10 protein-coding genes and 1 pseudogene are annotated in these 14,095 nt (G+C 72.5%); 10 read left to right on the top strand and 1 reads right to left on the bottom strand.

The window, feature by feature from the left end:
- From GA0115242_RS14140 to GA0115242_RS14105, 8 genes and pseudogenes are all read left to right on the top strand, one after another.
- Positions 1-468 (top strand): annotated as a pseudogene (locus GA0115242_RS14140) (hypothetical protein); the annotation flags it as partial.
- A gap of 154 nt (positions 469-622) precedes the next feature.
- Positions 623-1,465 (top strand): nitrilase-related carbon-nitrogen hydrolase, encoded by an 843-nt coding sequence (locus tag GA0115242_RS14135; protein WP_093828248.1) that lies wholly within the window; start codon positions 623-625, stop codon positions 1,463-1,465.
- Entirely contained in the window at positions 1,462-2,751 is a 1,290-nt protein-coding gene (locus GA0115242_RS14130; protein WP_093828246.1) for an aspartate aminotransferase family protein, read from the top strand. The genes GA0115242_RS14135 and GA0115242_RS14130 overlap by 4 nt, the downstream gene beginning before the upstream one ends.
- 24 nt (positions 2,752-2,775) lie before the next feature.
- Positions 2,776-4,350 carry a PucR family transcriptional regulator gene (locus GA0115242_RS14125; protein WP_093828244.1) on the top strand — a complete coding sequence of 525 codons (1,575 nt, stop codon included), beginning with the start codon at positions 2,776-2,778 and terminating at the stop codon, positions 4,348-4,350.
- Positions 4,351-4,505: 155 nt separating this feature from the next.
- Positions 4,506-5,348, top strand: coding sequence for a nitrilase-related carbon-nitrogen hydrolase (locus GA0115242_RS14120; RefSeq protein WP_093828242.1), 843 nt, complete (start codon positions 4,506-4,508; stop codon positions 5,346-5,348).
- 97 nt (positions 5,349-5,445) lie between these two features.
- Positions 5,446-6,846: a dihydropyrimidinase gene (gene hydA, locus GA0115242_RS14115; protein WP_093828240.1), complete on the top strand. Its 1,401-nt coding sequence runs from the start codon at positions 5,446-5,448 to the stop codon at positions 6,844-6,846.
- 11 nt (positions 6,847-6,857) lie between these two features.
- On the top strand, positions 6,858-7,877 hold the full coding sequence (locus GA0115242_RS14110; RefSeq protein ID WP_093828238.1) for a TIGR03842 family LLM class F420-dependent oxidoreductase: 1,020 nt from the start codon (positions 6,858-6,860) through the stop codon (positions 7,875-7,877).
- A gap of 129 nt (positions 7,878-8,006) precedes the next feature.
- A complete protein-coding gene (locus tag GA0115242_RS14105; RefSeq protein WP_093828236.1) occupies positions 8,007-9,545 on the top strand; it encodes an NCS1 family nucleobase:cation symporter-1 in 1,539 nt (512 codons plus the stop codon).
- Positions 9,546-9,591: 46 nt separating this feature from the next.
- On the opposite strand, the gene GA0115242_RS14100 is transcribed toward GA0115242_RS14105, so the two are convergent.
- A complete protein-coding gene (locus GA0115242_RS14100) occupies positions 9,592-10,278 on the bottom strand; it encodes a hypothetical protein (protein ID WP_093828234.1) in 687 nt (228 codons plus the stop codon).
- A gap of 756 nt (positions 10,279-11,034) precedes the next feature.
- Here GA0115242_RS14100 and GA0115242_RS14095 point away from each other — a divergent pair.
- Positions 11,035-12,858, top strand: coding sequence for a gamma-glutamyltransferase family protein (locus GA0115242_RS14095; RefSeq protein ID WP_093828232.1), 1,824 nt, complete (start codon positions 11,035-11,037; stop codon positions 12,856-12,858).
- A 152-nt stretch (positions 12,859-13,010) separates the two neighbouring features.
- A complete protein-coding gene (locus GA0115242_RS14090; protein ID WP_093828230.1) occupies positions 13,011-13,856 on the top strand; it encodes an inositol monophosphatase family protein in 846 nt (281 codons plus the stop codon).
- The last annotated feature ends 239 nt before the right edge of the window (positions 13,857-14,095 follow it).

The following is a 14,095-nucleotide window of genomic DNA, read 5'->3' as shown; positions in this document are numbered from 1 at the left end:
CGCAGCGGGGAGGCGCACGTGCTGCTCGTCGAGTGCGCGCACTGGCCCGCCGTCCTCTTCCCGCCGCTCGCCGCCGAACTGCGGCGGGCCGGGCTCGGCGCCGACTGGGCCACCCTGCTCTGGGAGGCCGCCTCGCTCCCCGCCGACCGGTTGGTCGCGGCGGCCGACGCGCTGGCGGCCTCGGGACGGCCGTCCGACGGCGAGCAGATGCTGCGCCAGGGCGCCGCCCGCCCGGCCGCCGAGATCGCCGGGGCCGTCCTCGACCTGCTGGCGCAGGGGCGCGGACGGGAGGCGGGCGCGCTGCTCGACGCCTACGTCCGGGTCCGCACCCCCGAGGAGGCGGCCCGCAGCGCCGAACCCGACCCGGCGACCCTGGTGCCGCTGCTCCTGGCGGCCGCGCGGGGCGTGTCCGAGCGGCGGCACCGCGATCTGGTGCACGCCCTGCGGGTCGCGGGTCTGGCCGGTTGAGGTCCGCGCTCGCCCACCTGAGTGTGAAACGTGATCGACTCAGCGGGTTAACGACGATGGTCTTGGCAAGGCCGCCGGGGAGGCTTACGTTCGTGCCTCTACGTCCTGCGTCTACGGGCGTAGAGGCGCTGACGTCCCCTCGAAGGAGCAGCTCATGGCCAACGTCGTCCGCGCGGCTCTGGTCCAGGCCACCTGGACCGGAGACTCCGAGTCCATGGTGGCGAAACACGAGGAGCACGCCCGTGCGGCGGCCCGCCTCGGCGCGAGGATCATCGGCTTCCAGGAAGTCTTCAACGCCCCCTACTTCTGCCAGGTCCAGGACCCGGAGCACTACCGCTGGGCCGAGCCGGTGCCGGACGGGCCGACCGTGACCCGGATGCGGGAGCTGGCCCGCGAGACCGGGATGGTGATCGTCGTCCCCGTCTTCGAGGCCGAGCAGTCCGGCTTCTACTACAACACGGCCGCGGTGATCGACGCCGACGGCAGCTACCTCGGCAAGTACCGCAAGCACCACATCCCGCAGGTCGAGGGGTTCTGGGAGAAGTTCTACTTCCGTCCCGGCAACGCGGGCTGGCCGGTCTTCGACACCGCCGTCGGCAAGGTCGGCGTCTACATCTGCTACGACCGCCACTTCCCCGAGGGCTGGCGGCAACTCGGCCTCAACGGGGCCCAGTTGGTGTTCAACCCGTCGGCCACCTCGCGCGGGCTCTCCGCGTACCTCTGGCAGTTGGAGCAGCCCGCGGCGGCCGTCGCCAACGAGTACTTCGTCGCCGCGATCAACCGGGTCGGACGGGAGGAGTACGGGGACGACGACTTCTACGGCACCTCCTACTTCGTCGACCCGCGGGGCCGGTTCGTCGGCGACGTCGCCAGCGACACATCGGAGGAACTCCTCGTGCGGGACCTGGACTTCGACCTGATCGAGGAGGTCCGCCAGCAGTGGGCCTTCTACCGCGACCGGCGGCCCGACGCGTACGAGGGGCTGGTGCGGCCGTGACCAAGGACCTGCTGGGCCGCCACCGGGACGTCCTGCCCGACTGGCTCGCCCTCTACTACGAGGACCCGCTGGAGCTCACGCACGGCGAGGGACGCCACGTCTGGGACGCCCAGGGCACCAAGTACCTGGACTTCTTCGGCGGCATCCTCACCACCATGACCGCGCACGCCCTGCCCGAGGTCACCAAGGCGATCTCCGAACAGGCCGGGCGGATCATCCACTCCTCCACCCTCTACCTCAACCGGCCGATGGTCGAACTGGCCGAGCGCGTCGCCCAGTTGAGCGGCATCCCGGACGCGCGGGTCTTCTTCACCACGTCCGGCACCGAGGCCAACGACACCGCGCTGCTGCTCGCCACCGCCTACCGGCGCAGCAACACGATCCTCGCCATGCGCAACAGCTACCACGGCCGCTCCTTCAGCTCGGTCGGCATCACCGGCAACCGCGGCTGGTCCCCGACGTCACTCTCCCCGCTCCAGACGGTCTACGTGCACGGCGGGGTCCGCACCCGGGGCCCGTTCGCCGCCATGGACGACGACGGCTACATCGCGGCCTGCGTCGACGACCTCACCGACCTGCTCGGCCACACCCGCCCGCCCGCCGCCCTGATCGCCGAGCCCGTCCAGGGCGTCGGCGGCTTCACCTCACCGCCGGACGGCCTGTACGCGGCCTTCCGCGAGGTCCTGAGCGAGCGCGGCATCCTGTGGATCTCCGACGAGGTGCAGACCGGCTGGGGCCGCACGGGCGACCACTTCTGGGGCTGGCAGGCGCACGACCGCAACGGCCCGCCGGACATCCTCACCTTCGCCAAGGGCATCGGCAACGGGATGTCCATCGGCGGGGTCGTCGCCCGCGCCGACATCATGAACTGCCTGGACTCCAACAGCATTTCGACGTTCGGCGGCACCCAGGTCACCATGGCGGCCGGGCTCGCCAACCTCACGTACCTGCTGGAGCACGACCTCCAGGGCAACGCGCGCCGGGTCGGCGGGCTGCTCATCGAGCGGCTGCGGGCCGTCGCCGCGCGCGTCCCGCACGTGCGCGAGGTGCGCGGGCGCGGGCTGATGATCGGCGTCGAACTGACCAGGCCGGGCACCGACCGGGCCGACCCGGACGCCGCGTCCGCCGTGCTGGAGGCGGCCCGCGCGCGCGGCCTGCTCATCGGCAAGGGCGGCGGCCACGACACCAGCGCGCTGCGGATCGCGCCGCCGCTCTCCCTCACCGTCGCCGAGGCCGAGGAGGGCGCCGCCCTTCTCGAAGACGCGCTGAGGAGCCTCGACCAGTAGTGCACTGAGCAAGGGAACACCGCCATGACCACCACCTTCGCGACCCTGGAGCACCTCGAACCGGCCCTGTCGGTGCGGCAGGTCCTCACCCTGGAACGGGTGCTCGCCGGGGAACCGGAGGTGGTGGCGGGCGCCGGGCAGCTCGACCGCCCGGTGCGCTGGGTGCACGTCGCCGAGGCACCCGACGTCGGCGTGATGCTCACCGGCGGCGAGATGGTGCTGACCACCGGGGTGCTGCTGGCGGGCGACGAGGAGAAGCAGGCCGAGTACATCCGCTCGCTGCACCGGGCCGAGGCCGCCGCCGTCGTCCTGGGGCTCGGCCGGGCGTTCCCCGCCCCGCCGGACGTGATGCGCCGGGCCGCCGAACGCTGCGGCCTCCCGCTGGTCGTGCTGCACCGGCCCTTCCCCTTCGCGGAGTTGACCGAGGAGGTGCAGTCCCGGCTGGTGCGGCGGAAGTTCGCCGCCGTCAGCCTCTCCGAGGCCGTCCGCACCGCGCTCACCGGCCTGATCACCGCGGGCGCCCCGCTCCAGCGCCTCCTCGACGAGGTCGCCGCGCACAGCGCCTGCCCGGTCGTCGTCACCAACCTCGCCCACCGGGTCCTCGCCACCGCGGGCGAACGCTCCGCCGTGGACGACGTGCTGCGCGACTGGGAACGCATCGCCCGGCAGGCGGGGCACGCCGAGGGCGACGGCTGGATCCGTGCCGAACTCGGCGGGCGGGGCGAACGCTGGGGCCAGATCGTGCTCTGCGGCCACCGCGGCGACACCGCCACCGGACGGCTGCTCGCCGACCGCGCCGCCGAGGCCCTCGTCCTGCACCGCATGCTCGGCGGCAGCTCCGCGCACACCTGGGAGGAGCAGTCCGCGCAGAGCCTGCTCACCGACCTGCTCAGCGGCGTCGTCCCGGCCAGGCAACTGCTGCCCAGGGCGCGAGCCGCCGGACTGCCCGTCAACCGGCGGACGTTCGTGCCGCTGGTCGTCCGCGACAGCGACCCCGCCCCGCTCGACCGGGTGCTGCGGATGCTCGGCATGTCCGGGCTGGTCGCCGAACTCGCCGACCGGGCCACCGCCGTCCTGCTGAGCCTGCCGCGCGACCAGGACGCGCACGCCCTCACCGCGCACTTCGCGGCCCGGCTGCGCTCCGAGGCCGGCACCCCGAGGGCGGTGGCGGCCGCCGCCGACCCGCGCACCTCCTGGGACGACGTACCGGCGGGACTGCGCGAGGCCCAGCACGTCGCCGACGCCGTCGCCGACCACTCGGCCGCCCTCGACCTGCCCGCCGTCGTCCGCCTCAAGGACGTCCACCTGCGTGGCCTGATACGGCTGTTGCGCGACGACCCGCACGTACAGGCCTTCGCCGAGCGAGAGTTGGACGGGCTGCTGTGCGCGGCCGACGACGATCTGCTGGCCGTGCTGCGCACCTACCTGGCCACCGGCCGCAACAAGTCCCGCACCGCGCAGCTCCACCACGTCTCCCGGCCCGCCCTCTACCGCCGTCTGGAGGCCATCCAGGCCCGGATGGGCGTCGACCTCGACGACTTCGAGCAGGCGGCCTCGGTGCACATCGCGCTCCTCGCGCACGACGCGCAACAGGGGTGAAACATGGAACGACCTGGGAGAACGGCGGTGAAACATGCGTCGGCGAGGACGTGACACGGTGGTACGCCGCACGCCCGCAGACGTGACACGGTGCACCTCAAAGCCTGCTTTCGGACTTTCTAGCCTTCTCGCACACCGAGTGACCGGAGGTCCCGATGAGCAGAGTGATCCGCGCCGCCGTCTTCCAGACGGCCTGGACCGGCGACAAGGAATCGATGATCCAGGCACACGAGCAGGCGGCCCGCGACGCGGCCGCGCAGGGCGCTCAGGTGCTGTGCTTCCAGGAGCTGTTCTACGGACCCTACTTCTGCCAGGTCCAGGACAAGGCGTTCTACGAGTACGCCGAGCAGATCCCGGACGGGCCGATCGTCAAGCGCTTCCAGACGCTCGCGAAGGAGCTGGGACTCGTCCTGGTGCTGCCGATGTACGAGGAGGAGCAGCCCGGCGTCCTCTACAACACGGCCGCGGTGATCGACGCCGACGGCAGCTACCTCGGCAAGTACCGCAAACACCACATCCCGCAGGTCGAGGGGTTCTGGGAGAAGTTCTACTTCCGTCCCGGCAACGCGGGCTGGCCGGTCTTCGACACCGCCGTCGGCAAGGTCGGGGTCTACATCTGCTACGACCGCCACTTCCCCGAGGGCTGGCGGGCGCTGGGTCTGGAGGGCGCCGAGATCGTCTTCAACCCGTCGGCCACCTCGCGCGGACTCTCCGCCTACCTCTGGCAGTTGGAGCAGCCCGCGGCGGCCGTCGCCAACGAGTACTTCGTCGGCGCGATCAACCGGGTCGGGGTCGAGGAGCTGGGCGACAACGACTTCTACGGGACGAGCTACTTCGTCGACCCCGAGGGCCAGTTCGTCGGCGAGGTCGCCAGCGACAAGGAGACCGAACTCGTCGTCCGCGACCTGGACCTGGCCACCCTGCGCGAGGTCCGCGACCGCTGGCAGTTCTACCGGGACCGCCGCCCCGACGCGTACGGCCCGCTGACCGCTCCCTGACCGGCACCGCCCGCCCCCGCGGGTCCGGTGCACCGGGACCGGGCCCGCCGCGGGGCACCGCGGGCTTTCGTCACCGTCCAGCTGAGGAGAGGGAGTTATGAGTCGTACCGTCATCCGTGGTGGCCTCGTGATCACCGCGTCCGACGAACTGCACGCCGACGTCCTGATCGAGGACGGCCGCATCGCCGCCCTCGCCGCGTCCGGCACCACCGCCGCCGAGGCGTGGACCGCCGAGCGGACCATCGACGCCACCGGCAAGTACGTCATCCCGGGCGGGGTCGACGCCCACACCCACATGGAGATGCCGTTCGGCGGGACCTACGCCGCCGACACCTTCGAGACCGGCACCCGCGCCGCCGCCTGGGGCGGTACGACCACCATCGTCGACTTCGCCATCCAGAGCGTCGGCGGCGCCCTGCGCGAGGGCCTCGACGCCTGGCACGCCAAGGCCGAGGGCAACTGCGCCGTCGACTACGGCTTCCACATGATCGTCTCCGACGTCAACGAGGACACCCTCAAGGAGATGGACCTGCTGGTGCAGGAAGGAGTCACCTCCTTCAAGCAGTTCATGGCCTACCCCGGCGTCTTCTACTCCGACGACGGCCAGATCCTGCGCGCCATGCAGCGCGCCGCCGACAACGGCGGCCTGATCATGATGCACGCCGAGAACGGCATCGCCATCGACGTCCTCGTCGAACAGGCCCTGGCCCGCGGCGAGACCGACCCCCGCTACCACGGCGAGGTCCGCAAGGCGCTCCTGGAGGCCGAGGCCACCCACCGCGCCATCAAGCTCGCCCAGGTCGCCGGAGCGCCCCTGTACGTCGTGCACGTCTCCGCAGCCGAGGCCGTCGCCGAACTCGCCCGCGCCCGCGACGAGGGCCTGAACGTCTTCGGCGAGACCTGCCCCCAGTACCTGTTCCTGTCCACCGACAACCTCGCCGAGCCCGACTTCGAGGGCGCCAAGTACGTGTGCAGCACGCCCCTGCGCCCGCGCGAGCACCAGGCCAAGCTGTGGCAGGGACTGCGCACCAACGACCTCCAGGTCGTCTCCACCGACCACTGCCCCTTCTGCTTCGTGGGCCAGAAGGAGCTGGGCCGGGGCGACTTCTCGAAGATCCCCAACGGCCTGCCGGGCGTCGAGAACCGCATGGACCTGCTCCACCAGGCCGTCGTGGACGGCCACATCTCGCGCCGCCGCTGGATCGAGATCGGCTGCGCCACACCGGCCCGGATGTTCGGCATGTACCCCAAGAAGGGCACCATCGCCCCGGGCGCCGACGCCGACGTCGTCATCTACGACCCGCACGCCGAGCAGATCGTCTCCGCCGAGACGCACCACATGAACGTCGACTACTCGGCGTACGAGGGCAAGCGCCTCACCGGCCGCGTCGAGACGGTCCTCTCGCGCGGCGAACCCGTCATCACCGAGCGGGAGTACACCGGGCGCGCGGGTCACGGCGTCTACACCCCGCGCTCCACCTGTCAGTACCTCAACTAGGAGTGGCGCCCATGGACTTCGGACTCGTCCTGCAGACCGACCCGCCCGCCTCCAAGGTCGTCGACCTGATGCGCCGGGCCGAGCACAACGGCTTCACCTACGGCTGGACCTTCGACTCCGCCGTGCTCTGGCAGGAACCGTTCGTGATCTACAGTCAGATCCTGGCCAGCACCACGTCGTTGACGGTCGGCCCGATGGTCACCAACCCGGGCACCCGCACCTGGGAGGTCACCGCCTCCACCTTCGCCACCCTCAACGACATGTTCGGCAACCGCACCGTCTGCGGCATCGGCCGCGGCGACTCCGCGATGCGCGTCGCGGGCCGCACCCCCAACACCCTCGCCCGGATCAGCGGCGCCATGAAGGTCATCCGCGCCCTCGGCCGCGGCGAGGAGGCCGACCTCGGCGGCACGGTGATCAAGTTCCCCTGGGTCAGACCCGGCGCCGAACTCCCCGTCTGGATGGCCGCGTACGGCCCCAAGGCGCTGAAGATGACCGGCGAGGAGGCCGACGGGTTCATCCTCCAGCTCGCCGACCTCTACCTCACCGAGTACATGGTGAAGGCCGTCAAGGACGCCGCCGTCGCCGCCGGACGCGACCCGGCCGACGTCAAGATCTGCGTCGCCGCGCCCGCCTACGTCACCGCGGACGACTCGCCCGAGGCGCTCGCCCACGCCCGCGACCAGTGCCGCTGGTTCGGCGGGATGGTCGGCAACCACGTCGCCGACCTCGTCTCCAAGTACGGCGAGCACTCCGCGCAGGTCCCCGAGGAACTCACCGACTACATCAAGGCCAGGGAAGGCTACGACTACGCCCACCACGGCCGCAGCGGCAACCCCGACACCCAGTTCGTGCCCGACGAGATCGTCGACCGGTTCTGCCTCATCGGGCCCGTCGAGAAGCACATCGAGAAACTGGAGGCGCTCCGGGCCCTGGGCGTCGACCAGTTCGCGCTCTACGACATGCACGACGCCCAGGAGGCGGTCGTCGACGCCTACGGCACCCAGGTGATCCCCGTCCTCAACGGCTGAACCGCACCCCCTCGTTGGTCTCCCCCTTCCCGCCCGCCGGGGAGGGGGTCAGGGCGCACCCCACGCGCGCACCCCCTTCGCTCGCCCGCACGGCCTCTCCCGTCCCACCTCATCCCGATTGGCCTGCCCATGACCGACACCGCACCCTCGGCGATACCGCCGACCGCCCATGTCACCCTCGCCGACGGCCGCGTCGAGATCGCGCCGGGGACCCCGCCGCCCACCGGCCCCTACGCCAACGAGGACCTGCTCCCCGTCCCCGTCGAGAAGCGCACCTGGACCACCTACAACTTCTCCGCGCTCTGGGTCGGCATGGCCCACAACACCGCCTCCTGGACCCTCGCCTCGGGCCTCATCGCCGTCGGCATGGACTGGAAGCAGGCGGTGTTCACCATCGCCCTCGCCAACCTCATCGTGCTCGTGCCGATGCTGTTGACCGGGCACGCGGGACCCAAGTACGGCATCCCCTTCCCGGTCTTCGCCCGCGCCTCCTTCGGGGTGCGCGGCGCCAACCTGCCCGCTGTCGTAAGGGCGTTGGTGGCCTGCGGCTGGTTCGGCATCCAGACCTGGATCGGCGGCGAGGCCATCTACTTCCTCGCCGGGAAACTGATCGGGTCCGGCTGGACCGACGCCGGTGAGATCGGCGGCCACGCCTGGACGATGTGGCTGTCGTTCGCCCTGTTCTGGGTGCTCCAGATCGCCATCATCTACCGGGGCATGGAGACGATCCGCCGCTTCGAGAACTGGGCCGCGCCCTTCGTGCTCGTCGGCGCGTTCGTGATGCTGTGGTGGATGAGCAGCAAGGCGGGCGGCTTCGGACCGCTTTTCGACCAGCCGTCCAAGCTGGGCTGGGGCGGCGACTTCTGGAAGCTGTTCTGGCCCTCCCTGATGGGCATGATCGGCTTCTGGTCCACGCTGTCCCTGAACATCCCCGACTTCACCCGCTACGGGCGCAGCCAGCGGGCGCAGACCTGGGGACAGGCACTCGGACTGCCCACCACCATGACGTTGTTCGCGTTCCTGTCCGTGATGGTCACCTCCGGCTCGCAGGCCGTCTACGGCGAACCGGTCTGGGACCCGGTCCAGTTGGCGGCGAAGACGGACAACGCGGTGGGCCTCCTCTTCGCGCTCGTCACGGTGCTGGTGGCCACCCTCTCCGTGAACATCGCGGCCAACCTGGTCTCCCCGGCCTTCGACTTCTCCAACATCGCGCCCCGGAAGATCACTTTCCGTACCGGCGCGCTCGTCACCTGCGTGCTCGCGGTGCTGATCATGCCGTGGAAGCTGTACTCCGACCCGCAGGGCTACATCTTCACCTGGCTCGGCCTGGTCGGCGGGCTGCTCGGCACGGTCGCCGGCATCCTCATCGCCGACTACTGGATCCTGCGCCGCGGCAAGCTGGACCTCGTCGACCTGTACCGGGCGGGCGGCCGCTACTGGTACGACGGCGGCTGGAACTGGCGGGCCGTCGTCGCGTTCGCGGCGGGCGGCGTGCTGGCGGTCGGCGGCGCCGACTTCCACCCGCTGATCGACGGGCGTCCCGTCCCCGCCCTCGAACCGCTCGCGGACTACGGCTGGGCCGTCGGCCTGGGCACCTCGATGGTGCTCTACCTGGTGCTGATGGCGCTGCGCGGACGGGAGCGGACGCCGGACACCGGCACCGTCTGACGGTCGGGGCGGTCCGGCACCCGCCGGACCGCCCGGCACCGGGCTCTCAGCTGTTCACGCTCTCCCCGCCCGCGCGCAGCGCCGCCACCGCTTCCTTCGCGGCCTTGATCGCGCCCTTGTTGATCTCGTCCGTGCCCGGCGCCTTCTTCGACTCGAAGTCGCTGCCGTTGTAGGTGACCACGACCAGCGCGTTGGAGACCCGGGCGACCACGACGCCCTCGCGGGTCTCCTGCTTGTCCTCGGTGCTGAGGTTCACCACCGAGTACCCCGCGTCACCGAGCCCGGGGACCGCGCCGCCGCCGCTCTTGTCCGTGATCCGGGACGTGTACGACTTCTCGGCCGCCTCGTCCGAGGCGGCCAGCTCGTACGACACGTCGAGCCAGCGGTAGTCGTAGCCCTTGAGCGCGTTCCAGGAACAGGTGCGCCGGGCCCGCTCGTCCGTCGACCGGATCTCCTTCCCGGCCGTCTTGGTGCCCGGCACCAGCGTCGTGATCGTCTTCGCGGCCAGGCTGCCGCACGGGCTCGGCGCGGAGCTGAACGACTTCGTGGCCGGGGCGGGCGCCGACTCCGCGGGGGCGGTGGCGGACTGGCCACCGGACTCCCGGGCGTCGCCGCGCTCGGCGGCGGGAGCGGGGGCGAGCGGCCCGGACGACATGGCCCAGCCCACCGCGGCCAGCACGACGACCGGTGACAGCCGTGCCGTCAGAGCGAGCGGCAGAGGAAAATCACGCACGGCACACTTTTCGGTGGGGGACGGTGTGCGGAGGGGGTCCGCACGGCGGACGGGACGACAGTTTCACACGACTGCACGCGGCGCGGAAGCGGAACTCCGCCCGGTGCGAGCACGGTCACACCGGGCCTCCGGCCGGGAGCGGCGACCCGCGCGCGTGCCCGGACCGCAGGGGGCGCACGCGGGCGCGTGCGCAGGTGCGGAGATCCGGCCGCATGCGTCCCGATGTCGCGACGCGGACGCAGAGAGCCGGACATGTCCGGTGCGCGGGGCGGGAAATCCGACGGGCTCGGTGTGTGGGCGGGGTGACCTGACGGGCCCGGTGCGTGGGCGGGGGAACCTGACGGGCTCGGTGGGTGGGGCGGAGGCCAGGTGGGCTCGGTGCGTGGGGTGGTGGCCAGGTGGGCCCAGTCCGTGGGACGGAGGCCTGGCGGGCCCGGTGCGTGCGGTGAGGGACCCGAGGGGCCGACGCGGGGGGTGCGGGGGACGCGGTCCGTGGGCACGCGTGCGTGCGGGGGAGCAGGGGCGTGCGCGGCCGCCGCCCTCGTCCCGGGTGCGGGGCCGCGTGCGGGCGGTCGCGTGGACGTCCCGCGCGCCACGGCTCGGCTCGATGTCGGCACGCGTGCGTGCGGGTGGTCGGCGAGGGCGTCCGGCTCCGGGACCACCAGACCACCAGGGCCTGTGGGCACGCGTGCGGGCGGTCGTTAGCCTGCTGGACGATCACGTCTTCCGGAGCCCGCCAGACCCGCGAGGTGAGAGATGCAGTTCACCACCCGACCCACGCTCCAGGGCACCTTCGGCATGGTGTCCTCCACCCACTGGCTCGCCTCCCAGTCGGCGATGGCCGTCCTGGAGACCGGCGGCAACGCCTACGACGCCGCCGTGGCCGGGGCGTTCGTGCTGCACGTCGTCGAACCGCACCTCAACGGCCCGGCCGGCGAGGTCCCCGCCCTGCTGGCACCCGCGGGCGGCGAGGTGCGCGTGCTGTGCGGCCAGGGCGTCGCCCCGGCGGGCGCCACCGTCGCCCACTACCGTGGCCTCGGCCTCGACCTGGTGCCCGGCACCGGACCGCTCGCCGCTGCCGTCCCCGGTGCCTTCGACGCCTGGATGCTCCTGCTGCGCGACCACGGCACCAAGCCGCTCGCCGACGTCCTCGCCCACGCGATCGGCTACGCCGAAGACGGCCACGCGCCCGTGGAGAAGGTCGGCGCCACCGTGGAGAGCGTCCGCGCCCTCTTCGAGACGGAGTGGACCTCCTCCGCCGACGTCTACCTCCGCGACGGCCGCTCCCCGCGCCCCGGCGAACTCCTGCGCAACCCGGCGCTCGCCGCCACCTGGCGCAGGCTGCTCGCCGAGGTCGCCGGCGCGGGGGACCGTGAGGCCCAGATCGAGGCCGCCCGCGAGGTCTGGCGCTCCGGCTTCATCGCCGACGCCCTGGTACGCCAGTCCGGCCGCCCCACCCTCGACACCAGCGGCGCGCACCACACCGGCACCCTCACCGCCGCCGACCTGGCAGGCTGGTCGGCTCACTACGAGGCGCCGGTCACGTACGACTGGAACGGCTGGACGGTGTGCAAGGCCGGTCCCTGGAGCCAGGGCCCCGCCCTCCTCCAGCAACTCGCGCTGCTCCCGGACGAGTTGCCCGCGCCGGGCACCGTCGCACATGTCCATCTGCTCGTCGAGGGCTGCAAGCTCGCCATGGCCGACCGCGAGGCCTGGTACGGCGACGCCGCCGACGTCCCCCTCGGTGATCTGCTGTCGGCGCCCTACAACGCGGCCAGGCGGGCGCTCGTCGAGGCGACGGCCTCCCGCGCCCTGCGTCCCGGCAGCCCCGGCGGACGCGTCCCGCGGCTCGCCGAGCACGCGCGCGTGGTCGCCGTCGACCGGCCCGGGTTCGATCCGATGGGCGCGGGCGAGCCCACCGTCGCCGAGTTCCCCGGCGACCCGGGCGCCGAGATGGTCGGACCGGACGGCGCCACCCGGGGCGACACCTGCCACCTCGCCGTCGTCGACCGCTGGGGCAACATGATCGCCGCGACCCCCAGCGGCGGCTGGCTCCAGTCGAACCCCGTCGTGCCCGAACTGGGCTTCCCGCTCGGCACCCGGCTCCAGATGGCCTGGCTGGAGGAGGGGCTGCCCAACTCCCTCACCCCGGGCCGCCGCCCCCGGACCACCCTCACCCCCTCCCTGGCCCTGCGCGACGGCGTCCCCGTGCTCGCCTTCGGCACCCCCGGCGGCGACCAGCAGGACCAGTGGCAGCTGCACTTCCTGCTCGCCGTCGCCCTGCGCGGCCGGGTCCGCGGCGGCCTCGACCTCCAGGGCGCGATCGACGCCCCGAACTGGCACACCGACGCCTTCCCCAGCTCGTTCTACCCGCGCGGCACCCGGCCCGGCAGTCTGACGGTGGAGGCGCGGATCGGGGCGGACGTCATCGAGGAGCTGCGGCGCCGGGGGCACGACGTCACGGTGGGCGACCCGTGGTCGGAGGGGCGGCTGTGCGCGGTGGCCCGGGACCCGCGGACCGGGGTGCTGTCGGCCGCGGCGAACGCGCGCGGGATGCAGGGGTACGCGGTGGGACGGTGACACCTGGGGTACGTGGTGGGACGGTGACGCCGATCACGTCGTCGTCGTGACGCTCCTCCACCGAGGGCCCGCCGTACCGGTGTTCATCCCGATTCCACCGGGAGTACACCGGGTCGGTGGGGATTGTCAGTGGGGCATGTTCTCATGGAGGCATGATCGGACACACGGAAACCATCGAAGAGTTTCTCGCACAGCACGCGGCCGACGTGGAGAAGGCGATCCGCGAGGCCGCCGCCACCGAGATCATGCCGCGCTTCCGCACCCTCGCCGCCCACGAGGTCGACCAGAAGGCGGGCCCGCACGACCTGGTGACCGACGCCGACCGGCTCGCCGAGCGGTACCTCACCGAGGTGCTCGGCACCCTGCTGCCCGGCTCCGTCGTCGTCGGCGAGGAGGCGGTCCACGCCGACCCGGACGTCTACGAGGCGATACAGGGCGACACCCCCGTCTGGATCGTCGACCCGGTCGACGGCACCCGCCAGTTCGTCGGCGGCGACACCGGCTTCTGCACCCTGGTCGCCCTCGCCCGCCACGGCGAGCTGCTCGCCTCCTGGACGTACGCGCCCGCCCGCGACCAACTGGCCACCGCCGTCCGCGGCGGGGGCGCCCACCTCGACGGGGTGCGGCTGCGCGCGGGCACCCCCGACGCCGGGCGTGACCTGCGGGTCGCCACCTCCCACCCGGACTACACGACCGACGCCCAGAAGCGGGTCCTGCACACCCTCTCCGTCGACGGCATCGCGCCCCGGCCCTGCGGCTCGGCCGGTCTTGAGTATCTCGCCGTCGCCCGGGGCGAGTTGGACGCCACGGCGTTCTCCTGGGAGGCCGCCTGGGACCACGCGGCCGGGCTCCTGCTGGTCGAGGAGGCGGGCGGCGCCCAGCTCACCGTCAGCGGCGAGCCGTTCCGGATCACCGGCGGCAACGCCCTGCCGTTCACGGCGGCCCGGGACGCGGCGACGGCCGAGCGGATCCGCACCCTGCTGACCGGCGCCTACTGACCGGACGCCGACACCGGTTCCGGGGCTCCGGCACCCGGACGCCGACACCGGTTCCCGGGCTCCGGCTCCGGCTCCCGGTTGCGGTTGCCGACACGGACCCCGCATCCCGGTTCCGGTCTCCGACACGGACCCCGGCGCCCGGTACCCGCTTCTGGTTCCGGGCGCCGCGCCCACCGTGCGCCCCGGGCACCCCGCCCGCGCCCTGTTCCGGGCGGCCTTGCCCCCACCCCGGCTTCCGG

Origin of the sequence: Streptomyces sp. SolWspMP-5a-2, assembly GCF_900091845.1 — a bacterium.
GTDB classification, from domain to species: domain Bacteria; phylum Actinomycetota; class Actinomycetes; order Streptomycetales; family Streptomycetaceae; genus Streptomyces; species Streptomyces doudnae.
Note: the sequence above shows the minus strand (reverse complement) of the source record. Positions and strands in the feature narration are given on the sequence as shown.

Coding starts and splice junctions, on each gene's coding strand:
- GA0115242_RS14125 (WP_093828244.1), top strand. CDS start 2,776: ATGACCACCACCTTCGCGACCCTGGAGCACCTCGAACCGGCCCTGTCG.
- GA0115242_RS14090 (WP_093828230.1), top strand. CDS start 13,011: ATGATCGGACACACGGAAACCATCGAAGAGTTTCTCGCACAGCACGCG.
- GA0115242_RS14110 (WP_093828238.1), top strand. CDS start 6,858: ATGGACTTCGGACTCGTCCTGCAGACCGACCCGCCCGCCTCCAAGGTC.
- GA0115242_RS14095 (WP_093828232.1), top strand. CDS start 11,035: ATGCAGTTCACCACCCGACCCACGCTCCAGGGCACCTTCGGCATGGTG.
- GA0115242_RS14135 (WP_093828248.1), top strand. CDS start 623: ATGGCCAACGTCGTCCGCGCGGCTCTGGTCCAGGCCACCTGGACCGGA.
- GA0115242_RS14120 (WP_093828242.1), top strand. CDS start 4,506: ATGAGCAGAGTGATCCGCGCCGCCGTCTTCCAGACGGCCTGGACCGGC.
- hydA (WP_093828240.1), top strand. CDS start 5,446: ATGAGTCGTACCGTCATCCGTGGTGGCCTCGTGATCACCGCGTCCGAC.
- GA0115242_RS14105 (WP_093828236.1), top strand. CDS start 8,007: ATGACCGACACCGCACCCTCGGCGATACCGCCGACCGCCCATGTCACC.